This window comes from Rufibacter roseolus (assembly GCF_017916365.1).
Taxonomy (GTDB): Bacteria; Bacteroidota; Bacteroidia; order Cytophagales; family Hymenobacteraceae; genus Nibribacter; species Nibribacter roseolus.
The window spans coordinates 1-22,651 of record NZ_JAFMSU010000004.1 but is presented as its reverse complement, the minus strand read 5'-3'; the positions used below and the strand labels follow the sequence as shown (position 1 = coordinate 22,651).

Genomic DNA, 22,651 nt, shown 5'->3' with positions numbered 1-22,651 from the left:
CCATGCCTGCCGCATCCTCTATCATTGTCTATGAGCACGAAAGCCTGCGCCTTGGCAAGGGACCCAAGTCTTTAACGGAATCTCAGTTAAAGGCACTGCAGGCGTTTTACGGGGAGCAGGGCTTGCCTTATTATTCCCTTATTCATCAGGGGGTGAAATTCAATGGATATGTAGGTGTGATTCAGGTAGGAGGCACCACCATAGAAATCTTACCCAAAGCAGACAAAATGCCAAGTGAAGGCACCAAGACAGAAGAGCATTGGCGGAACATGCTATTAGACATGTTAAAAGCAGTAGGCATCTTTGATGTCACGGCTCCTACTAGTTCTTCGCTTGCCTTAAAAAGCAACTCTATTCTTGACTTGTACTTTGAGCTTTTCCTGAAGGAAGTAGAGTACCTCCTGCACCGGGGTCTTATTAAGAAATACAGAAAAGTAGAAGGCAATAGCACTGCCTTAAAAGGTAGCCTTCAATTCAGCAAACACCTCCAGCAGAATCTTACCCACCAGGAAAGGTTTTATGTCCAGTACAACACCTATGATGTAGTGCACCAATGGCATGCTATCCTTTACAAGACCCTAGGGCTGCTCCAGCAGATTAACACCAATGCCAGCCTGCACAGCAAAATTGGTGCGCTGCTATTAACCTTCCCTGAGATGCCAGAACTCATTGTCACAGAGACTACTTTTAACAAGCTAGTCTATAACCGCAAAACCGAGCCTTACCGGAAAGCCATTGAGATCGCCCGTCTTCTTTTACTGAACTATCACCCAGATGTAGCCAGAGGCACTAATCATGTGCTGGCACTCCTCTTTGACATGAACCTGCTTTGGGAGACCTTCATTTTTATGACCCTCAAAAAGTATTTCCTGAAGCAACACCCAGAATTTACCGCCACTGCCCAAACCACCAAATATTTCTGGAAGCCCCAGAGCGGCAACCGGTCCTCCATTAGGCCAGATATTTTGATAAAGCGAGACGGAGAGAACTATGCAGTATTAGATACCAAATGGAAAAACCTGAACGGCTATAACCCCTCGCCCGATGATCTGCGGCAGCTATATGTGTACCATCAATATTACCATACTGAGAAGGTGGCGCTAGTATATCCGGGAGAAAAATCGACCATTTTGTGTGGCCGATACCTTCATCCGAAAGAAGACAAGGTAACAGATAATGAATGTTCTGTCATTACCTTGAGCATTGGCAGTTCGATCAAAGAATGGCAGGTTGCTCTAAGCAGAGAGTTGATGGAATGGCTAGTTCTATAAAGTAAAGGGTAGAAGCTACTCAGGCAACATCGCCGCCTGCTGGATCTGTCCTGCATGCAGTTGAACGGCAGCGAATGCATAGGGTATCAGGAGCTAAAGAAAGAATATGATGGTCTTATTGCCTTTAATGTAGATGAACCACTATAAATTTACTCTACAACCTTATGGTACTGGCAAAGGAACAAGGTTCACCTGCCCTAATTGCCTAGTGAAACGTCAGTTCACGCGCTATATTGATACCGAAACCGGGGAATACCTGCATCGCACGGTTGGTAGCTGCAACAGGGAAAACAAGTGCGGGTACCATTATACACCGAGGGCATATTTCCTTGACAACCCTGATCGGAATAAATCTTCAGCCCAATATGGCAGAAGCAACAGCAATACGGAAACAGCCCCTGCTCCATCCAAATTTACTCTGCAGAAGGTTAAATGGAGATATACTGCCGAAGAACAAAGAAAGGATCTCATTTCATCTATCCCAAAGGAAAAGCTTAAGGCAACTTGCCGGCTTTATGGAAAGAACAATTTTGCCCTTTTCTTAAGGGAAAAATTCGGCTTGAAAGTAGCTAATAGATTGATTTCCCAGTACCAACTGGGTACCTCTAAAAAGTGGCCTGGCGCCACGGTCTTCTGGCAAGTGGACGCAGAAGGAAGAATCAGGACCGGTAAAATTATGCTTTATGACAGAGAAACGGGAAAGAGGGTGAAAAAGCCCTATAACCGGATTTATTGGGTACACAAGGCCTTAGAAGGCGACGATTTCACGCTAAAACAATGCCTCTTTGGGGAGCACCTGTTGAAACGTTTTCCAAACAAACCTGTGGCAATTGTGGAAAGTGAAAAAAGCGCCATCATCTGCTCGGTCTACCTCCCTAGATATATCTGGCTCGCGGTAGGAGGCCTATCTTCGTTGACGAAGGAACGCTGCAAGGTCCTTAAAGATAGAAACGTAACCCTCTTCCCGGATCTAGGGGGCTTCGAGAAATGGACGAAAAAAGCAGCTGCTTTGGAGTCTATTGGCTTATTCACCGTCTCTGATCTGCTGGAACGGATTTCCAGCAGGGACCAGAAGGAAGAGGGGCTGGATATTGCAGACTTCCTGTTGAGACTTCCTCCTGTAAGGTGAAGCAGCTTAGTTCAAAGAGATGCCCCCAAATTATTCCACCCCAAATTCATTGTGGAACCGATTAAAGAATTGAGTAAAGGTGAGATTGTGCAAAGATTAAGGCTGGTTTAGCTAGTTTCTTCCAACTCGTAATCTACGCTTCAACTCAAAGTCTTCCAGTTCAAGTGCTTCAAAGGTTGATATTTCATCCTCTTCAACAGCTTGAGCTTTCCTGAATTCCCAATAGGGGTTGTAAAATCCTTTTTGTAACCATATGGTAACGTATTGAGTGTCTTCCTCAAACCTATACCTAATTTTCTCTACAAAAAAATGTTTCACTTTGAGATAAGCCGAGAAAAAGGGAATCTCGATCTCCTCTCCTGCTCTAGGGATGACAGGCAAACAATCTACTTCCATGTCTAAGACCTTCTTGTCCCATCCCCGCAGGTAAAACTCATAACGCACCTTGGAGAGGGTGAATACCGGCTTTGTCTCATAGTCTAGTACTAGGTCATTGTACACCTCCTCAAGGAACTTCCTTACCTTGCCGGATTTAAGCCCTGAAGTTTGACAAAGCTCCTTCAGGGAAGGCATCGGCTGGTTCTCATCATAGAAGAAATCCTTTTCTAAAATGAGCTTAAGCAAATGAGAGTACCGCTTTCCGCTTTCCGATAGGGCAAGGGCTTTTTTCCGCATGGAGGCGATATTCAGTAGCATCTCTTTAGTAGATAGACTATCCTTTTCCATAGTTGATAAATTATAAAGAAAGAAGAATCATGCGCAATAGTTGTTTTGCTATGTTTTGCTTTTTGACTTTAATGAAACTCTAATCGTTAATATGCTGGAAGTGATAGTTGCCAATTGCTTTTGACTCATTGACTATTATTGGTAGTATCTGAGTAGGATTGGAATTGGAAGACTTACTTAACTACCTTTTTTCCTTGCCAAACCTCACTTTCAATATCAAAGAACTACCCAAAATGCCTTTTCCTGAGCTTTCAACGGTTTGCTTTATGCAGATAGCAAAGAAGTTTTCTTAACCGAATCATGAAACTGGATGCCAATGAATCTCTCCTTTAACTAGGGATTACCATTACTTTAGGAGTAGTCTAGACGAAGTCTGATTGGGTGATAAGAAACTTAATAGTTCTCATCATGCAACATAGGTAAATGTCTTCACAGAGACGCAGAATCTAAAGCTTATGCAGCAGCTGCTCGGTCACTCTAACCTGAATACCATCGTGATATACCTACGTAGTGTCGAGGAAATCCACCTTCAGGGTTTGATGAGGCCTGAGTTGTGAGAAGTTAGGCGCTGAGAGAAGAACCATATCATGATTCTCAGGGTAAAAGCGACTATGATCTATGTCATCCCCGCCATCAGGAAACAGTTTACCTATTTCACCCTCTTCTGCTTAGTGCTGATCGGTTGTAAAGAGTCAGAGGTAATCCCTAAGAAGTCACTGGACTTGGTCTTCAGTGAGCATCTCACCCTAGGAAACCCCAGCCATGCTACTACAGAAGTAGACAACACCAACAATTACCTAATGGAGAAACCCCAGTATGCCCTGTCCTACAGCAGAGACAGGGGCACGCCGAACTGGGTGAGCTGGCATATCACTGCGGATTGGCTGGGGAATGCACCCCGGCAGGATGACTTCAGGGCAGACACTTCCCTGCCATCCGGATGGTACCAAGTGGATGAGGACAGCTATCGTGGCAGTGGGTTTGATAGAGGACACAACACTCCCTCCGCTGACAGAACTAAGACCGTTGAAGACAACTCTGCCACTTTCCTGATGACAAACATGATCCCTCAGGCACCTAACAATAACCAACAAACCTGGGCGAGGTTGGAGGACTATACACGTTCCCTGGTGCAAGCGGGCAACGAAGTGTACGTGATCATGGGGAGCTACGGTGCTGGCGGCACAGGCAGTAATGGCAGGGTGACCACCCTAGACAACGGAAGGGTCACCGTTCCCAGCCAGAATTTGGAAGGTAGTCGTGGTATTGCCGGAAGGCACAGATGACGTGAATAGAGTCACCGCGAGCACGAGGGTGATTGCGGTGAATACCCCGAACATCAACTCCGTCAACTCCTCCTGGTCTACTTACAGGACTACTGTGGATGCAATCGAAGCAGCTACGGGGTATGACCTACTCGCAAATCTGCCGGACAGCATAGAATCCGCTCTTGAGGCAAAGACGGATACCGGTCCCACGCAGTAATCCCGAATCATTCTTATGATACAGACATTAGAGAAGATACAGCAAGCAGCACAAGGCCTTTACATGCTAAGTGAGACGGACGCTCCTTTTGAACCCGTAGATCTTGGGCAGCAATCAAGCGAAGAGTTTAACCGTGAACGGCTGCTTTCGCATTTAGGTAAACCTATGGACTCTCCGGTGGAGGAGCAGGAGCTAACCTACTTCTTGCGCAACATGACCAAGGTGCGCGAAGGAGCCAACGCTGAGAAGCAAGAGGAGATTGAGCGATTTCAGCAGCTTCAGAACGAGTTGCTCAAACTTACAGGGGTGAAGGTATACCGCATCGGCCGGACGCAGATCGAAGCGTATGTGCTGGGTTGGACACCAGAGCAACATCTGGCGGGGTTGAAGACCCGACAGGTAGAGACCTGATCAAAGTGCAACCGCAAACGGGCTAGTGTTTCAACCATTCGACCGCGGGCTCCATCTCGGAGAAGCTTTCAAATTGAATGGGGAGCACGTTGTTGTTGAACACCTTCCGGACTACGTGTTCCCGGAAAACGCTGGAGGAGATGACGCGGGCGACCTTCTGCACCCGCGTGGTCGCCAGGTCCTGTACGAACTGGGAAATGATTGGCGCGAATACTTCCTCCCGCACATCCACCTGCGTCTCCCTTGCGTCGAAAAGGAGCCGCTTGATGTCATAGTTCCGGGAGTGCTCCACGATCACGTCGAACGAGCGGCTGATCTCAGGTAGGAGGATGTCGCTCACCGGGGGCATGGTGACAGACAGGATGTCCGTGCTGGGATCGAAATCAAGGATTAGGAATCCGCTGTTATAGATGATCATGGAGGTGTGTCTGATTCAATCTCCAAACGGCACCTGAGCCGTGTTCGTTACAGGGTGTTGTAGACGGTGGGTATCTCAGAGAGCCTGGTGGTATAGCAAGGGGATCTTCGCTCGCATTTCAGCTGCCAGGATGGGTCAAACCCCTGCGTCGCGACTTTTACTGCATTTCTCCCGTACCGGGCATTGAGCCTATCCAAGGTTTCCATAATGCTCCCGTGTTTCTCCCTGTTTACCTTGTCCAGCAGATCTAGCTGTATCCGGTCTTCCGGCACGATCTCCGTCAGGATTACCCCAGTCTTCTTGTACCTATAGCCTGGGCGGTAGATAGACTTCAGGGCGAGTGACGCGTAGTGGATCAGCTCCATATCCGAGTTGGTGGCGACCGGTAGGGTAATGGTCCGGCTATTGTTGTACTGAAGGTCCCTTTCCGAGAAGTAGTTCGTCTGGATGAACACGGTCATCACTCTGGCGCAACTCCCCTGCTGCCTTAGTTTTTTGGCGCACTTGGCCGCGTAGTTTGCGGTAGCTTCTTGTATCTGAGAATACTCCGTCAGCCGTTCACCGAAGCCACGTGAGGTGCAGATTCCTTTCTTCGGAGGTGCGAGTTCGTCCAGCTCCAGGCAGCTTTCCCCTCGGAGTTCCTTCACGAGTCTCAGCCCAACGACCGCCATATGCTTCTTCACCCAAGAGTCATTCTTCTGGGTAAAATCATACCCGTTGTTCACCCCGTGCCGGCGGAGCAGCTTCGTGTATTGCCGTCCCACTCCCCACACGTCCTCAATGCTGGTCGCTTTTAGTGCTTCTGAGAGGTGGTAGGGATCGGTGAGTACTGATACTCCCTTCGCTTTGGCGGACTTCTTAGCGAGTCTGTTTGCTACCTTGGCGAGTGCTTTTGTCGGGGCAACACCCAAACTGACGGGAATGCCGGTCCACTGATAAACAATGTTCTTTATCTCCCAGCAGTACTGGTGCAGGTCTTTCTTGTAGAAGTTCCCTAAATCTAGGAATGACTCGTCTATGGAGTACACCTCAATATTCGGCGTGAACATTGCTAGTGTAGCCATCACCCTACTGGACATGTCGCCATAGAGCACGTAGTTGGAGGAGAACGCGTGCACCTCGTCTATCTCCACCAGATCCCTGATCTGAAAGTACGGGGTACCCATCTGGATGCCCAGCGCCTTCGCCTCGTTGCTGCGGGCGATCACGCACCCATCGTTGTTGGAGAGCACCACCACGGGTTTGCCGTTCAGCCCCGGTTGGAAGACCCGCTCGCAAGAGGCGTAGAAGTTGTTGCAGTCGCAGAGTCCGAAGAGCGTGGTCATCGCTTCTCCGGTTTTTGCAGGACCCAGACGATCACGCCCCAGACCCGCATCTCCATCTCCTCGGTGACCTCGATGCGGGGGTACACCGGGTTGGCGGGTTCCAGGTACACCTTCCCTTTTATCTGACGGAACGTCTTCACGGTGAACTCCCCCTCTAGGAAGCACACCACCGGGAAACCGTCACGCGGTTTGAGGGACTTGTCGATTACCAGCAGGTTCCCCTCGTGAATGTTGGCGTCCTGCATGGAGTTGCCCTTTACCCTCATCAGGAAGGTGGAGGTAGGGTTCTGGACCAGATAGGTACTTAGGTCTATCCGGTCTTCCAGGTAATCGTCGGCTGGGGAGGGGAACCCTGCGCTGATGTAGGAAGCGTACAGGGGCACTTCTAGTCCTTCCAGTATCTCAACTGGACAGAGTTCCAGGACAGAGGAATCGATGGGTATTATCTTTGCGCAGCTCATATCAACACCTTCGTAGAATCACTAATACTAAAAAAGTTAGTAATTACGCAAAACTATATACAATAGGTGAATGTTTGTGCCTACTTTTCTAATAATGTTGGTAAATTGTGTTGATAACCCCAAATATGTTAGTAACTATTCTGGTAGAAGGAGCAGCGGTTAAGGAAGGGATATGCTGAACCCAGCTTCAGAGAGCACGGTGTTCAGCAGCCCGATGAACACGGGGAAGTCATGCGGGTAAGCGTTTGATCCGTACGCTTTGAGGTTGACACCGGTTCCCTTCGTCCTGAGTTCCCACTGAATGCCGTCGCAGACATCGGTCAGGTACTCCTTCTCCCAAGCGCATCCTGAGAGAAACGACAGCAGCGGGTTCCAGCTTTCGCCTTTCAGTTGCACGGTCAGCATGTCCTCCGGGGTGGGTGGCATGGGATACTCCGAAGTGTGACACAGCAGCACCCTTTTGTTGTAGCGTACCCAATAGTTGGTGGCGTAGTACCCACCCATGCTGAATTCGAAGATCATAGCTGTTGGTCTGTTTTCCGGAAGTTGTATGGTGTCATGTACTACCAGTTAGTCCCAGCACCCAATGTTCTCAAACTTCAAGGTCTCTTGCTTGCATTTGGGGCAATGCCACTGCGTTTCACCCTCCAGGTAATGTGAGAAAGCGGGTTCACCAGACACTTCTTCTTCCTGCTCGTTGAGCTGTGGATTATAGAACTTCATCTTCCTGCGGCAGCTTGGGCATTTAGAATAGCTCCTGCTTGCTTCTTTTCCTTCCACGATGCCGCATGTGTCGCAGTATGCCGGTTCGCAGAAGTGACCTGTTTCGAAATAAATGAACCCGATCCCGCGAAAGATCTGCTTGGAGGTTAACCCACAGGGACAAACTGCTATGATGATATCACCCATGCAAACGTATAAGTATAGGAACCCCAAGGTGCCAATAAGTAGGAGAAGTAGGCTTCAAGGTACAATATCCATTTTTACAGGAAAGCTTGAGTACAGGAAAAGGACCTATTTACTTGTCTAGAGTAGAGAAATCACTATTGAGCTTGTAAAAAAACATTCCTCCCCTCTTGCCACCAGCTACTATGGTCCTGCTCTCGGGTTCGTAATTCAGCCGGTTGATTCCTTCATCATGGAAGAGACTCAAGATCAAGCGTCCGCTGTCCAGCTCCCAAAGCCGGATCGTGCCGTCATGGCTGCCGCTGATCAGGATTCCCCCGGCAACCTGCAGCCCCGTAATGGTCTTGGTATGCCCCCAGAAACTCTGCAAGGCCTTGCCTGACTCCAAGTCCCAGCTGATGATGCTATTGCTATAGCCAGCGTCTGCCTTGAACCTTTTCGCGAAACCCCTTCCGGCACTTACCAGCAGCCCACCTGAGATGTTGAAACACGTGCTTCCGCGGACATGCCCATCCATCCCGAAGCCCATATATTTGTGCCGGAGCAGGCCTTTCGATAAGTCCCAGCTCCTTAGGGTATCATGTTTGGGAGAAGAGGAGGCGGTCACTAAGGTGTCACCGATGATAGCCATCTGAAAGGGGCTATAATCCTTAGCTTCGATTACCTTTAGCTCTTTCCCGGTTTCCGGATCCAAGACCTTTATTGAATCGTGATTACTGCTGACGAGCATCCCCGGGGCGGAGGCGAGGCGAGTGAACCTGGAGTCTTCGGGGAGAACCCGCAGTTCTTTCCCGGTGGCCAGGTCCCAGCCCCGGATAGGTGAATCATAGTCAGCGCTGTAGAGTACCCCATCTGCGATGGCGGCGGCAGTCACCCCGCCCTCATGCCCTTCAAATTGTTGCAACTGCTTCCCTGTAGCAAGGTTCCAGCTCCTGAGAGTGCCGTCCTCGCTGCCGCTGACTACCAAACCACCGTAAACAGAGAGCGTTTTGATAGGGGCCATGTGCCCTTTGAACACCTTCAGGGGTTTGCCCGTCGCCAAGTCCCAGCTCCTCACTGTGGCATCTTTGCTTGCGGTGACAACTATCCCTCCGATAATTTCCAACCTCCTGATGGAATCAACATGACCCGTAGGGACGTTTTTATCCCCACCGCTCTCCAGGTCCCAGCATTTTACCGCACCCGCCCAGTCCCCGCTCACCAGCAGCCTGCCGGAGACCGTATGGGCGGCCACTCCGGAGCTGTGGCCCAAGAAGATACGCAGCTGCTCCCCGGTCAGGATGTTCCAGTTCCTCAGCGTGCCGTCCTCGCTGCAACTCACGACAGTGTCTCTGTACAAGGCAATCCCTAATACTTTACCTGAATGGCCCTTGAACACCTGGAGGGGTTTGCCCTGCTTAATATCCCAACTCCGGAGCGTACCGTCCTCACTGCCGCTGAGCAGGATATCTCCATAAACGGCTAGGCATGTGATTTTATCGGTGTGTCCCTTAAGGGTGAAAAGGTGCCTACCCGTCCTCATTTCCCACCCCCAAATGCTATAGTCTTGATAATGCTCGTTGTTGGCCAGCAAAATGTCACCTACGATTTGAAGGTGGTTGATTGTCCCAGTGTATCCGGTAAAAGAAACCAATTCCTCACCGGAGGCCAGAATCCAGCTCTTGATGGGGCCATCATTGATACCTGCCACCACTACGTTCCCCGACACCGCCATACTGGTGATGTAATTATCTAGCTCTCCAAAGGAATGCAGCACCTTGCCGGTCCGTATATCCCTGCTTTTGAGGGTACCTACCATTTTGCCCCTGTTTCTATCGTAGCCTCCGGAGCCGCTGACCAGCACATCCCCCACCACCTCCAAGTACCGGTGTATGCCCGATTGGTCGGTTATGGTTTCAACGGCCTTCCTTTTGGCCAAGTCCCAGATCCTGATGGTGCCGTCCCAACTGCTGCTTGCCAGGATGCTGCCTGCCACCACCAGGTCCTCCAGGTACTGCGTGTGACCGGCAAGGGAGAAAAGGAGCTTGCCGCTATCCCTTTCCATCACCTGTATCTTGCCGCTGTAGAAGCCTATGATGTTTTTATCTTCCCAAAGGATTAGCTTCTGGATCCCGGACCCTAGCTCCACGGTGTAAAAGGCATTACCTATCGGGTTCAGGTCCGTTTTGAGAGGAACGCAGAGGCTGTGGCGGAGGTCTTCCTCCAGGGCCTGCCGGAAATCCCTGGGCAGGATCTCCCAGTGCAGCCGGAGCCGCTGGTGAAGCTGCAAGGGGAGGTTGCCCTTATCTATGGCCAAGGCCTGGTAGGTCATGCTAAGGGAGTCCTTCAGGAGCTCTAGCAAACCCGTCCTCACTTGGAGCAGCAGGAAGTCCTGCCACAGGCTCCGGATGTCGGTATTCTCGAGCTTTGCCTTCAGCCAACGGTAGTCGGAGAGTAGGTCCGATGCCTTCGAAATGTCCCCTACCCTCACCAGAAACCTGATCAGGAACCGCCAGGAGTAAGCATTGGGCAGGTGATGGGGATCAGTCAGTAATTTCTGGAGCAGTCTTTTCAGGGGCTCCCTGTCCTTTCCCAGGGCACCTCTAAAATATTGCTGTAGCGCATGGTGGACGGTCACCTCACCTTTATGCCCATCATACTCCAACAAGGAATACCCCGTCCACTCCTCCAGAAGGCTTCTCCCCTTGTCTGGGGCAATTCCCCAGAGGGCATAGATGGTTTCCTCCGGGATGGGCTGCCCCGTGGGGAAAGCGGCCAGTTCCATGCGCCGCCTCCTTTGTTCCTCAGGGAGTAGGCCCAGGATGGCAGCCATGCAAACCTGGATGCTTTCCGGGCGATTCAGGGTTTTCCTATCTGAACCTAGGGTGTTTGCGCTTTTCTCAATCCTCTCCAACAGCTCCCCTTGCGCCTGCCGTACGGAGCCGAAGTTTTGCGCTTGGGCCAGGGCCATTCTGTGCAGGAGGTGCAGAAGCAAGGGAGTACCCTTCGCCCATTCCGCCAATTTCCTCGATAGGAAGGGATCCCCATGGCCCGATTCTACCCCCAGCATGCGGAACGCTTCTCTTTCCTCCATGGGGCCTATTTCGAAGCTTGTGGCTTTCTCCTCATGATAGTTTCTGGCACTCGTTAAGTGCAGCGTGCCCGGACCGGTGCTCAACACTTTGACATTTCTACCCACGAATCCCATGAATATACTAAGCTGTCGGGCTTGGAGGACGTTGTCCACCACCAGCAGGCGACCCTGGTCTGAAGAAGGGGAAATCTCACTGGCGAAGTTATACAGGGTTTCCCCTAAGTCTTCAATGGACGCTTCTTCCCCTATCAGTTGGCTGTAGAGGCTTCTGACCTCCTGCAGGTCATCCCCGTTCTTGCTTAAGCTGAGCCATAGGATCCCATCGTAGAAATGGTCACGTATATCACGGTCATGGCATAAAGCGGCTGCCAGGGTCGTCTTGCCATCCCCCTCCTCCCCTTCCAGCCGCAGGTAGAATGGGTCCCTATCTCCTGACTGCAGCAGTTTGCGCTTGACCTTTTCGTAAATCGCAGGCCGGTGCACGTATCCATCGGGGAGGCTCGGGGCCAGGTTCAGAAACTTATCCAGGGTGCAGTGGCTATACAGGTCCTCCATGAAGCTTTCCCATTCCTGCTCCAGGTCATATACATGTAGGTTTGCCAGTGCAGGTGGCAGGATATAAGCCTCCAACCCTTTATTCGGCACTCCTTTCACTAGGAAGACTCTGGGGTTCACATAGTAAGAGGGTTCAAGGATATGGGCCAGGGAAGGAAGTTGGAGTAATGCTGGGGTGATAATGACCACCATGCACTCCGCCTCTCTTGATCCGTCAAACGCCCAGTTGGAATCCGTTTCATACCCCATCCCAGTTCTGAACCTATAATACTTCAATTGGCTGCCTTTTTCGTCTGCCAAGAGCCTGCGCTGGAGCCTCTCCGCGAAGCTCACCCCATCGGTCCTAGAGTACGAGAGGAACACGTTATAAGGTTTTTCATCCATAGGCAGGAGAATTAAGGTTCCAGAGAGGTGTTTAATCAAGGCCGAGTGGTGGACGCAGGCAGCTGATCACTGAATCCCTCTTGTATACGCTCAATGGGATTTACTTGGTGCTTGCCAGGTGACTTTGGGCTTAGATCCAATTGCAACATGTCCAATTGCAACAGGTCCCATGTGGTTGTTCTGTTAGGCCTACTTGACCATTGCTTCTGAAAAGCTTGGTTTTGCTCAAGGGGAGGGAGCTTCCTCTTTTTTCTGGCGATAATTGAACTTCTAGGAATCGGTGAAGGTGCCTTCTTTAATGATATACTCCTCCTTGAATCGCAGAATGCAAAGCAAGCAGCCTGTCATAGACTACTGGCACTCCAGCGAATCTAGTTTCTGAGTGCTTTTAGGTAGGTTTTTCCAATGGTGGTTCTCCCTCTTTATCAATTGAATTACATACTTATAGGCGGGGGCTGGCCGCTTATTCCTTGCTGCTAAAAGGGAGGAAACCTCTTCAAGTCCCCTGGGAGGTCCAAAGGGGAATGGATCGATTGTAATTCAAGTCGTTGAATGGCTGGTTATCTTTGCATCAAACAGGCAGGTAACACTACCCAACCGTAGTATTGCCTGCCTGTATTCCCTTTCGTATGCCATTGACCTAAGTCACTGCAAAAGCTGAAGATCCGCCGATTACCTGATAAGGACGACTTTACGGTAGAAGGCTTTGCCAGCGCCGGTGATCAGCCGAACCAGGTAAACCCCTGGTTTCTGACCCTCCGCCTTCCAAGCATAGGAGCGAGGGCCGGACTCCTCCTCACCCTCATACACCCTTGCGACCACCAACCCTTGTTCGTTATATACCTTCAGACTGATCCAACCCCGGTCGGCCAACAGGAAATGCAGGGTCACCATTTCGGTAAAAGGGTTAGGGTCAGCCTTCAGGAAGGTGTCCCCATTTGCCTGGGCCTCTGCCAGGATACCGGTATCCGCCAAGACGGAAGGAGCGATGGGGGCCAACGTTCCGGAACTTCCGACCTTGACCACCCAGAAGTCGTTTCCACCCCGGCTTCCCTCGGTCCTGTCCCCGCTGATGCCGGAAGCGGAACGCCCTCCCAGTAAATACCCTCCATCGGACGTCTGCAGGGCCGCTTTCGTTTGGTCGGTGCCTGAGCCTCCGAACCGCTTGTCCCACTGCTTGGCGCCGGTGCTGCTCAATTTCACCGCCCAATAGTCATATCCGCCCTGGCTGGCCTGCGTCTTATCCCCGCTGATCCCCGAGGAGGAGGTCCCGGCCAGCAGGTAGCCCCCGTCGCTGGTGGCAACCACGTCGTTCAGGAATTCCTCGGCCGTACCGCCGAACCGCCGGTCCCAAAGCTTTGTGCCCGTGCTGCTGACTTTCACGACCCAGAGATCGTTCAATCCCCGTCCCGCCTCCGTCTTGTCCCCCCCCGCGCCGGACTTTGAGTTCCCGGCCAGCAGGAAGCTGCCATCACTCGCCCTTGCCAGGCCAAACAGGTTGTCGTCCGCCGATCCCCCGAACCGTTTGTCCCACAGCTTGGTGCCCGTGCCGCCGATCTTCACGACCCAATAGTCCGTCAGGCCCTGGCTGGCCTGTGTCCTGTCCCCGCTAATGCCGGAGGAGGAGCGCCCTCCCAACAGAAACCCCCCATCTGAGGTAGTAACGGCTTTCTCCAGGTAATCACTAGCTGAGCCGCCGAACCGTTTGTCCCATAACTTGGTGCCCGTGCCGCTCACCTTCACCACCCAGAAGTCCTGTCCTCCCTGGCTCGCCTGCGTCCTGTCGCCGCTGATCCCTGAGGAGGAGGTCCCGGCCAGCAGGTATGCCCCGTCGCTGGTCAACAGAACCGTGTTCAGGTAATCATCCGCCGAGCCGCCGAACCGCCTGTCCCACTGCTTCACCCCGGTGCTGCTGACTTTCACGATCCAGTAATCATATCCGCCTTGGCTGCCCTGTGTCCGGTCACCCCCTATCCCTGACCTGGATTGCCCTCCCAACAGGTAGCCCCCATCGCTGGTCTGGACAATGGAATACAGGTTGTCCTCGGCCGAGCCGCCGAATCGCTTGTCCCATGCTTTGGCGCCCGTGCTGCCGGTCTTCACGATCCAGAAATCCGTCAGGCCTTGGCTCGCTTGGGTTCTGTCCCCGCTGATGCCTGAGGAGGAAAATCCCCCCAACAGGTAGCCCCCGTCACTGGTCTTGACGGCGGCGGTGAAATCATCACTGGCCGAGCCCCCGAACCTTCTGTTCCAGGTGCTGAGCGCCTGTACCGTGATTGACCGCGGAGCTGAGGTCGTCATACTGCCCAAGTTATCTATAGCCCTGGCTGTAATAGAATAACTTCCGGCTGCCACTCCTGTCCAGCTAAAGGAATAGGGGGAGGTCAGGTCTTCCCCCAGCTTGGTGGCTCCCTGGTAGAACTCAACCTTGGCCACGCTGCCCCCCGCATCGGCTGCCGTGGCCGCGAGGCTGACGGTGGCTGGGGCGGTGAAGACCGCCCCGCTTGCCGGGGAGGTAAGGCTCACGGTGGGCGGGGTGTTCCCGTCCGATAGGGTGATGGTGTAGTCCTCGGCCTCGCCCCAGGTCATGGGGGAACACGACTGGTTGCCGGTAATCACGGGGTCCCAGTTGCTTCTCACCCTCATCCGGGTAGTGCCCAGGGCTGCCGTGGCCGGGATGGGAATGGAGGCCGTGAACTGGTTTGTCCCGGTAGTAGGCGAGGCGTACACAAACTCACCCGGGTCATCGAAATCCCTATCCCTGTTGTAGTCGATCCATACCCCGAAATATTCAGGGTAATCCGTTCCCTGCATGCTGAGGGGATAGCTCTGGCCGCGGAGGACGGTCGTGGTGAGGGTGCCGGAAGGAGGGTAATTTATGTACCCTGGGGCAGTCCCGCTGCCACAGCCGGAATTGTTGTTCACCAGCGTGTGGAAGCTGAAGTTATTCACCAGGGTGGCGAAACTCACGCATCCGTCCGTATAGACGGGAACACAGTAGTCTGCCACCTTTATGGAAACAGGAAGCGAAGTATTGGAGAGACCAATGTTGTCAGTAGCTTTGGCGGTAAGCGCGTAGTCTCCAAGGGGCACGCCTGCCCAGCTGTAGGAGTAAGGGGCAGTCAGGTCTTCCCCCAGCCTGGTGCCACCACTAAAGAACTCCACTTTACTGATACTGCCCCCAGCATCGGCCGCGTTGGCCGTGATGGTGATGGTGGCCGGGGCACTGAAGACCGCTCCGTTCGCCGGTGAGGTAAGGCTCACGGTGGGAGGAGCGTCATTCACCAGCAAGTCAGACTCCCACAATCCTCTGCCGTAGGTGGCCGCCCTTAGACGGCTGGTGCTGTAGTGGATTTCCAACTCATTGACCACCACGTTCGGTAACCCAGAGTCGAATACCTGCCAATCCTGCATCCCCGGGTGCCGCACAAACACCCCTACATCATTCCCCAGGTACAAAACCCCGGTATTCTTATCATATTCGATCGTATTAGCTGGAAGATTGGGCAGGGTACCGGATATGTTCACCCAGGTTGCCCCCCCGTTATCGGTCCTGAATACCTTTGCTCCGGAAGTGTAGCCGGAAAAAGTAATCCAGACGATCTGTGGGTTAGAAGGATGTATTTCAATGGAAGTCAGGGTTTCGCTCGAGGGCAGGTTAAGGGAACCCCAGCTCCCTCCGCCGGTGGTAGTTTTGTAAAGGAAGTAGTCGCTGCCAGCGTATATTGTTTGGGTATTACTAGGGGCTACTGCTAGGGTTGTAAGAAACCTATTAGGGCTCAAGGAAGAGGAAATCTTCGCCCAGTTTGCCCCTCCGTCGATGGTTTTGTAAACATCGTTTCCTGACCCTGAATACAAGGTTTGGGGATTGACGGGGTCTATTACGTAGGGCGTCACCCAAGCCGAGAAATCACGGCCTTGGGGAAGACCCGCCGAAATACTGGTGAAGCTGGCCCCTCCATCCGTAGATTTCATGATGGTCCCATTCTGCAGGCAACCGTACATGATGCTGGGATTGGAATAGTCGATAATCGCCTCCATGCCGTCTCCGCCTATGTTGTCGGTGTAGGTTGAGGAGTTCCTTATCTTGGTGCCATTGTCCTGGGCGCCTGCTATCGTAAGGTTCGGGTTGGTGGCAGAATTACCCATCCGATAGAATTGGGTGATGCCAAGACCGTTGCTCAAATCCGTCCAGGTGACGCCCCCATCTGAGGTCTTGTACAGGCCCCCGTCATTGCACTCATAGAGGGTGCCCGGGTTTAAGGGGTGGAATGCCTGCCAATGTTTGTCCGCATGCACGATGGGCACTCCCGGTCCATCGTTCAAAGACCACATGGAGTTGATAGTCCAACTGCTACCCCCGGTGGTGGATTTCCAAGTGTTCACACCACCCGTATACACCACACTGGCATTGGTGGGGGAAATGGCTAAGCACAGATCATACCAACCCTGTCCACCAGCATCACTTCCATTTTTAGCATAACCAAGCAGATTCAATCCCCCAGTTCCATATGTTAAACTAAAGGAGGCCCCGCTATTGGTAGACGTATAATAGCCGTTAAACCCGCTATTGATGCTGTTACTGCACAGCGCCCCTACGATAGAAGAATTGGCCTTCGTGACCGCCAAGGCTATCCGGTTCATTCCACTGAAGGCGGTTACCTGGGTCCAGGTGTCACCTGTGTCTATTGACCGGTAAATCTGGGCATCCCCGTTGGAGCTGGCATAAATAGTAGATGGGTCGCCAGGCTTGAATACAATTTCCTGGAAGTCACCTGACTGCTCCAGGGCCCAACTCGTGCCGCCGTTTGCAGTTCGGTAAAGACCGTTGGTAGTAGCCGCCACCAGCACAAGCGGGTTCGTGGGGTGAATGATAAGCCCCTTTACCCTCATTTGCTGTGAGATGGTATAACTTAAACCTGTGGTGACCCACGTCGCTCCCCCGTCCGTTGACTTTAAAACCCCCACGGAAAAAGTGGCAATATGGTCCCGATCTCCGGTCGCGATGTACATGATACTGGGGTTGGAGGGGTTGACCGCTATCGCCGAAACCCCCAACACCGGCAAGTTGTCGGTTAAAGGTGTCCAAGAGGTACCTGCGGTCGTTGTCTTCCAGATCCCCCCGGAGGCACTTCCTACCCAGAATATATTAGGGTCAGTAGGATGGAAGGCGATGCAATTGATCCGGCCTACTCCGTTATACCCTCCTGGGGAGGAGGAGGGGCCCAGGGCCACCCACCCCCCCGTGGCGCTCGATTGGGAAACGCTGAGAGACAGGCCGTCGCTTTCCCCCTGGCCCTTCGATTGTTTCCCCTTAAGCGATGGTTGGCTGGCTTCTGGGTGAGCAGCTTTGTATTTCTCCCATTCTTCCGCTACCACCGAAGGGCTAGGGAACACCCCACTCGCCCCAACCCTGGGTTCCCAGAACCACTCCCAGCGCTTGAATTGCTTGTAGCCTTTTCCTTTGGGGACCACGCCTCCTGCAGGGACATTTCCTTTCCAGTAAGTATCAAAAGCGCGTTTCACTTCATGGAAGTTGGGATTCTTTTTATCATTAATATTATTCATCCAAGGTTGCTGCCCAAAGGAATCAACGGATAAAAACAGAAGCAAAAAGAAAATATAGGGGGCTTTATGGGTAAGAATTGGTTTCATATGACCTTAAAATCATGGTGAAAATGGCAGGTGATCTGGGTTTGTCTCTTACACCAAGTGCTTCCCTATTGCCCGTATATATCGGGTTTAGCTACGATATGGGGGATCGGCAGGTATTTTGCCCTACCATTTACCCTATATTTCAACAAGGCCGCTCCTTCGTACTCATTAGGCGCTTTTGCAGGATCCTTCGAAGAGGCACTGGCTTCCTCTTTCCTGCCGTTTTCACCCGGTCCGCCCCGGTACTCGGATGCGATCAAGGTAACTACATCTTTTTTGTATAATTTTAAGTCTCCATACTCCCCTCCCCTTTCCAATCTAATACTCAGGCATTTATCCAAAACCCATAAAGAGTCAAACTTCAGGTTCTTTTCCGTCATTATCTGGACACTCAATTTATAGGTGATCCCACTTCCGCCTCCTCGGACCCCTGAAACCCATTTCTGGGAAGTTGCCTGCAGTACCTCGAAATCCCTATTCTGCAGGCTTACCGTCTTTTGGCTACAGGCAAAAAAAAAAGTACCGTCAGTGTCCTATGGAAGGTCATCATAATTCATCATCTATGGGGCAATACAAAAGGGCTAAGTAAAGCCGTGTGGTCGAAGCGGCTTTAGGGGAAAGGTGGTTTTAAAGGACAGGAAGTAAATCAGTTATCAAGCCGCACTTTGGGGGAAGGCAGTATGGAAGGACAGCTACGGGGGCCGTATTTCAAGTTATTAAAGATAAAAAGTAAAACTCGTAAAAGTATATACCTAAAAATAAGTAATTTATTTATTAGAAAATTTAAATATATGAGGTTCCCCTATGGCTGCAAGGCAACTGAGAGATACAAAACTGATTTTAATTTTGTTTAAAGGTCGCTTTCGTGAAATGTGGTTATGTTCTTCCAACGCTGCACTTCTAAAGATTGGAAGGTGCCTATGGTTAGTAGCTTGTGTTTATAGGATGAAGCATTCGTTAAATAGGAAGGACTTGGCCCGGACACCGAAGTTGCCCATAGAAGGAGAAGTTACTGCCCCTCCTTCTACTACTGGCGTCAGCTTCTTTAACCCCAAGACGACCATAGCCCTTGTAGCTCTGGGTACTTCGCCTAGTGCTATGGACCACTAACAATGGATACGAAGCTCACCCGAAAGAGGACTTCCTTTCACAGCAGATTCCATTCTGGCATTTGCTAGAACTGAAGCGAAAGTAGTCGTAGAAAATGGCGAAGACAAGCGGCAAGCAGGTTATTTGAAGCAGGGATTATTTTGAAGCAAACATGTCTTTCTGCCTGTGGTCCTTTCCCCGACTTTGCGCAGGCAGCCTTCCCCTTCCGGCCAAGCCATAAGCGGCCACCTACTCCTTGACGAACCTATAGGCCTTTTCCTCGTTCTCCCCTGTTCTCAGGACATACACCCCCGGGGCAAGGGCAGAGACGGAGACCCCCTCGCCCTCGCCTTTGAGCACAGGTCTGCCCAGCCCGTCGTAAATAGTGAACCGCAGGTGCCTGCCGAAGCGGAGGTGTCCCGTGGTAGGGTTGGGGAACATGGGCGGGGCTGGTCTTTCCTCCTCGGCGGCAGCCAGTGGGTTGCAGCCTGCGAGCACCTCGTTGGGCCCCTGGCACCCAGGCGCGTTCGAATGGACCTGGTTGCCCCTCATGTTGTCGCGCATAAAGGCGCACATCCAGGGGGCTGAGCAGAAGGAAAGCCTCGGGTTATTGTTGACGGACAGCTGCTCGAGCAGGGCCTGGTCCAGGGAGGGGAAAGAGCCCGCCAAGGTGGCTATGGACCCATTCCGGCTTATAAAGAGGGATTTGAGCTCTTTCAGCCGGTCAAATCCCGAGACCGTCTCCAGTTTGCCGTTATCGGTGATGGACAGGGTCTCTGCCGCCCCGATATTCCTGAACCCGGAGATTTTCACCAGGTTGTCATGGTAGCCGATATTGATGGTGCTGGCATCCACGTCATCGAACCCCGCGATCTCCGCCAGGGCCTCGTTTGAGTTGATAGCCAGGGTCTTGGCCTTGAGGCCATTGAAGCCCGTGACGGCCCTTAGCTTGGGGTTGCGCGAGATGGTGAGGCTACCCCCCTCGGTGAAGCCGCCGTTGAAGCCGGAGATATCCACCAGGGCGGAGTCGCTCCCGATCGCGATGGAGTTGAACTCCTTCAGGCCGTTGAAGCTGGGGATGTCGGCCAGTGACCTGTTGGTGGTGAGCATCATCTCATCCACCTTGCCCAGGCCCTTGAAGCCGGTGATGGTCCTCAGGGCGGGGTTGTTCCCGATGTAAAGGATTGAGCCCTCCCCCTCCTTGGCCGGGTACACCGAGGTCAGGTTGTCGAACCCCGAGATATCGGCCAAGGAGGGGCAGTAGCTTATGGTGAAAAACGTGGTGGTGTTGAAGAGGGGGAAGCCGCGGACGTCCTCCAGGCGCCGGTTGTCGCCGATGTCGACGGTCTTTGCGGAGCGCAGCTTCCAGAAGGAGTGCAGGATGGTCAACCCGGGGTTCCCCCTGATGTTAAGTTGCCCCCCGACGCTGCTCAGGGCCGAGAAATCGTCCACCAGCAGGGAGGAGATCTCATCCATGCCCGATATGGAAAAGTCGCCCCCGACGGTGGCAAGGTTCTCCAAGCCCTCTATGCTCTCGACGCCGGAGAGGGACAGGTGGACGGACCCTGTGACGGAGGTGAGGGATTTGAGGGCGTCCAGGTTGCGGATGCCCCCCGGGGCCCTGCTGCCCTGGATGACCAGGCCAATGACCTCGCAGGTCAGTTTTGGGAAATTGTCCACCTCCTCCTGGGTGGTGAGGACCGGCACGCATTGCTGCCGCTGCTGCCGCGCGCCCGCGCTCAGGCAAAGGACCGCCAACAGAAGGGAGAGTAAGGATCTTTTCATCGGGTACAGGTTGGTTCTTCGGTAATAGGGCAAGCTGTCAGTGATAACGTAGGCTACCCGACCCAAAGGGAGGCAGAGGCCCCTGGTCCTGTACAGCTGAATGACTGCAGGGTGGGCCGCAAACCTCACCGGCAAGGGCTTTACCCGGCTTTGTTTGTTATCCTTTGGGCAAAAGAGTACCAGAAGAGTAGGTAAGCTACAATATATGGAGTAATTTTAAGCTATTATATGATTTTATTAGGCAATAATATGAAAAATCATTTTCTTTTTATGGAGACCACTGCATCTTAATACTTCCTTCAAAAGCCGTCCCGAGAACCAAATAATGGTTTGTTTTGTGGGATGGGCAGCCGGGATGGCTGTTAAGGAATGGAGGCATATATGAGAACAGCACCCAGGGTCCCGAAAACCGGGCGTTTTATGGGACATATAAGTTTGTTTCATTGCTTAAATAACATCACATCCAGTCTGGCCTTTGGAGTCCCAGGCGCGTGCCGCATTTACATTGATTGACAGCAGTATCGAAATAGATTAGTTCTATTTAATGATCCAAAACCAAATATCCATTAAGCAATCATTGGTTTTGCTTTATACCTATTTCACCAACCTGTACACAGAGGTTTCCCCGTCCAGAGAAATGTTAAGGAAGTACACCCCCGGAGCCAATTCAGGCAAATTATCGATAAAAATCACTTTCCTCCCTAACTGTGGCGTTATATCACCTTGGAATACTTTACGGCCATCCACCCCGTAAAGGCTTACGAACCCTTTATTACCAAGGACAGAGGTAACAGACAGCAAGCTGAGGCTTCTCCCAAACGGATTGGGGTACACCGTCAATTCTTTCCCTCTTCTTTGGCTGTGCGACTTCACAGCTATTGTCTTACTGTACTCGTATCTGCCGTCCAAATCCAACTGCTTCAGCCTGTAATAAAGAGTTACAGCTCCTTTTGGGAGGTGGGCATCCATGAAAGTGTATTGCTGCAATTGGCTGCTATTGCCGGAAGCGGGCACCTCCCCGATTGAAATAAATTCCTTTATATCCCCAGAGCGCTCTACCACGAATAACTCGGTCCCTGACTCCGAGGCGGTTGCCCAAGCCAAACTGTTTGCTTCCGCGGATGGCCTGCCCTCGAAGGAGACCCAAGTAACCGGGAGGGGTTCCTCCCCTGGGGCAAATATTTTTACTAGCCAATAATCAGAACCGTAGTCGCTTTCCCCGTCATTTGTCTCTGTTTTGTCCCCCGAAAGGTTGGAGGTAGAGTTCCCCCCAAGGATGAAGCCCCCATCCGAGGCCTGTGCCAAGCCAAAGAGGTTGTCATCAGACATATCCCCCCCTATCGTCTTATCCCAGACTTTGTTGCCGTTTTCGTCCAGCCTCACCACCCAATAGTCGCTTAGTCCCCTACTCGCCTCTGATTTGTCGCCATTGTAACGGGAATAGGAGTACCCGCCCAACAGATAGCCCCCATCCGAAGTCAGGATCAGACTCTGCAGTCTTTCAATCCCATTCCCCCCGATAGTCCTGTCCCAGAGTTTATTGCCATCTCCGTCCAGCCTGATGACCCAGTAGTCACTCAGTCCTTTGCTCGCCTCGGTCTTGTCGCCCGATACGCCGGAGCCGGAGTTAGCGCCTAGAACGTATCCTCCGTCCAGAGTCTGTGCCAAGGCGTAAAGAAATTCCTCATTGCCACTTCCGCCGACAGTCCTGTCCCAAAGTTTATTGCCCTCTGAATCCAGCTTCACGACCCAGTAATCGTATCCCCCCCTGGAGCCTGAAGTCTTGTCTCCTGAGATGCTTGTGTTGGAGTATCCCCCCAGCAGGTAGCCTCCATCAGAGGTTTGAATTAGGGATTGTTGAATCTCACTGCCACTCCCCCCGATACTCCTGTCCCAGAGTTTATTGCCATCCCTGTCCAGCCTGACGACCCAGTAGTCATCCAGTCCTTTGCTCGCCTCGGTCTTGTCGCCCGATATG

Annotated in this window: 16 protein-coding genes; 5 read left to right on the top strand and 11 right to left on the bottom strand. The window is 52.2% G+C overall.

Translation table 11 applies throughout. From position 1 onward, the window contains the following. Positions 1 to 2: 2 nt before the first annotated feature. Both J3P35_RS21605 and J3P35_RS21600 read left to right on the top strand, forming a co-directional pair. Positions 3 to 1,271, top strand: coding sequence for an McrC family protein (locus J3P35_RS21605; protein ID WP_210466830.1), 1,269 nt, complete (start codon positions 3 to 5; stop codon positions 1,269 to 1,271). 133 nt (positions 1,272 to 1,404) lie between these two features. Next, the gene (locus tag J3P35_RS21600; protein ID WP_246850461.1) at positions 1,405 to 2,400 is read left to right on the top strand and encodes a DUF6371 domain-containing protein; all 996 of its coding nucleotides are present in this window, start codon (positions 1,405 to 1,407) and stop codon (positions 2,398 to 2,400) included. 111 nt (positions 2,401 to 2,511) lie between these two features. On the opposite strand, the gene J3P35_RS21595 is transcribed toward J3P35_RS21600, so the two are convergent. Continuing rightward, positions 2,512 to 3,126, bottom strand: a complete 615-nt coding sequence (locus J3P35_RS21595; protein WP_210466828.1) for a hypothetical protein — start codon at positions 3,124 to 3,126, stop codon at positions 2,512 to 2,514. 587 nt (positions 3,127 to 3,713) lie between these two features. Here J3P35_RS21595 and J3P35_RS21590 point away from each other — a divergent pair. Genes J3P35_RS21590 through J3P35_RS21585 form a run of 3 tightly spaced genes read left to right on the top strand, consistent with a single transcriptional unit; the run spans position 3,714 to position 5,022 of the window. After that, complete coding sequence (locus J3P35_RS21590) at positions 3,714 to 4,412, top strand: DNA/RNA non-specific endonuclease (protein WP_246850460.1); 699 nt, start codon at positions 3,714 to 3,716, stop codon at positions 4,410 to 4,412. After that, the gene (locus tag J3P35_RS22055; RefSeq protein WP_317195419.1) at positions 4,387 to 4,611 is read left to right on the top strand and encodes a DNA/RNA non-specific endonuclease; all 225 of its coding nucleotides are present in this window, start codon (positions 4,387 to 4,389) and stop codon (positions 4,609 to 4,611) included. Before J3P35_RS21590 ends, J3P35_RS22055 begins: the two co-directional genes overlap by 26 nt. Positions 4,612 to 4,626: 15 nt before the next feature. Beyond that, positions 4,627 to 5,022: a nuclease A inhibitor family protein gene (locus tag J3P35_RS21585; protein ID WP_210466827.1), complete on the top strand. Its 396-nt coding sequence runs from the start codon at positions 4,627 to 4,629 to the stop codon at positions 5,020 to 5,022. A 22-nt stretch (positions 5,023 to 5,044) separates the two neighbouring features. Here the strand turns inward: J3P35_RS21585 and J3P35_RS21580 are convergent, their stop codons facing one another. From J3P35_RS21580 to J3P35_RS21535, 10 genes are all read right to left on the bottom strand, one after another. Beyond that, positions 5,045 to 5,314: a hypothetical protein gene (locus J3P35_RS21580; RefSeq protein WP_210466826.1), complete on the bottom strand. Its 270-nt coding sequence runs from the start codon at positions 5,312 to 5,314 to the stop codon at positions 5,045 to 5,047. A gap of 173 nt (positions 5,315 to 5,487) precedes the next feature. Then, on the bottom strand, positions 5,488 to 6,765 hold the full coding sequence (locus tag J3P35_RS21575) for a Y-family DNA polymerase (protein ID WP_210466825.1): 1,278 nt from the start codon (positions 6,763 to 6,765) through the stop codon (positions 5,488 to 5,490). Next, positions 6,762 to 7,148: a LexA family protein gene (locus J3P35_RS21570; RefSeq protein ID WP_317195418.1), complete on the bottom strand. Its 387-nt coding sequence runs from the start codon at positions 7,146 to 7,148 to the stop codon at positions 6,762 to 6,764. Before J3P35_RS21570 ends, J3P35_RS21575 begins: the two co-directional genes overlap by 4 nt. A gap of 237 nt (positions 7,149 to 7,385) precedes the next feature. After that, positions 7,386 to 7,748, bottom strand: coding sequence for a hypothetical protein (locus tag J3P35_RS21565; RefSeq protein ID WP_210466823.1), 363 nt, complete (start codon positions 7,746 to 7,748; stop codon positions 7,386 to 7,388). 48 nt (positions 7,749 to 7,796) lie between these two features. After that, a complete protein-coding gene (locus tag J3P35_RS21560) occupies positions 7,797 to 7,949 on the bottom strand; it encodes a hypothetical protein (protein WP_210466822.1) in 153 nt (50 codons plus the stop codon). Between the two features lie 295 nt (positions 7,950 to 8,244). Next, entirely contained in the window at positions 8,245 to 12,009 is a 3,765-nt protein-coding gene (locus J3P35_RS21555) for an NB-ARC domain-containing protein (protein WP_210466821.1), read from the bottom strand. 807 nt (positions 12,010 to 12,816) lie between these two features. Beyond that, a complete protein-coding gene (locus J3P35_RS21550; RefSeq protein WP_210466820.1) occupies positions 12,817 to 17,712 on the bottom strand; it encodes an Ig-like domain-containing protein in 4,896 nt (1,631 codons plus the stop codon). A 152-nt stretch (positions 17,713 to 17,864) separates the two neighbouring features. Beyond that, the gene (locus tag J3P35_RS21545; RefSeq protein WP_210466819.1) at positions 17,865 to 18,179 is read right to left on the bottom strand and encodes a hypothetical protein; all 315 of its coding nucleotides are present in this window, start codon (positions 18,177 to 18,179) and stop codon (positions 17,865 to 17,867) included. Between the two features lie 958 nt (positions 18,180 to 19,137). Then, positions 19,138 to 20,673, bottom strand: a complete 1,536-nt coding sequence (locus J3P35_RS21540) for a T9SS type A sorting domain-containing protein (protein ID WP_210466818.1) — start codon at positions 20,671 to 20,673, stop codon at positions 19,138 to 19,140. 594 nt (positions 20,674 to 21,267) lie between these two features. Next, the coding region (locus J3P35_RS21535; protein ID WP_210466817.1) for a T9SS type A sorting domain-containing protein at positions 21,268 to 22,651 on the bottom strand (1,384 nt) is incomplete at its 5' end.

Coding starts and splice junctions, on each gene's coding strand:
- J3P35_RS21595 (WP_210466828.1), bottom strand. CDS start 3,126: ATGGAAAAGGATAGTCTATCTACTAAAGAGATGCTACTGAATATCGCC.
- J3P35_RS21575 (WP_210466825.1), bottom strand. CDS start 6,765: ATGACCACGCTCTTCGGACTCTGCGACTGCAACAACTTCTACGCCTCT.
- J3P35_RS21585 (WP_210466827.1), top strand. CDS start 4,627: ATGATACAGACATTAGAGAAGATACAGCAAGCAGCACAAGGCCTTTAC.
- J3P35_RS21565 (WP_210466823.1), bottom strand. CDS start 7,748: ATGATCTTCGAATTCAGCATGGGTGGGTACTACGCCACCAACTATTGG.
- J3P35_RS21555 (WP_210466821.1), bottom strand. CDS start 12,009: ATGGGGTATGAAACGGATTCCAACTGGGCGTTTGACGGATCAAGAGAG.
- J3P35_RS21560 (WP_210466822.1), bottom strand. CDS start 7,949: ATGAAGTTCTATAATCCACAGCTCAACGAGCAGGAAGAAGAAGTGTCT.
- J3P35_RS21545 (WP_210466819.1), bottom strand. CDS start 18,179: ATGACGGAAAAGAACCTGAAGTTTGACTCTTTATGGGTTTTGGATAAA.
- J3P35_RS21550 (WP_210466820.1), bottom strand. CDS start 17,712: ATGAATAATATTAATGATAAAAAGAATCCCAACTTCCATGAAGTGAAA.
- J3P35_RS21540 (WP_210466818.1), bottom strand. CDS start 20,673: ATGAAAAGATCCTTACTCTCCCTTCTGTTGGCGGTCCTTTGCCTGAGC.
- J3P35_RS21600 (WP_246850461.1), top strand. CDS start 1,405: ATGAACCACTATAAATTTACTCTACAACCTTATGGTACTGGCAAAGGA.
- J3P35_RS21605 (WP_210466830.1), top strand. CDS start 3: ATGCCTGCCGCATCCTCTATCATTGTCTATGAGCACGAAAGCCTGCGC.
- J3P35_RS21590 (WP_246850460.1), top strand. CDS start 3,714: ATGATTCTCAGGGTAAAAGCGACTATGATCTATGTCATCCCCGCCATC.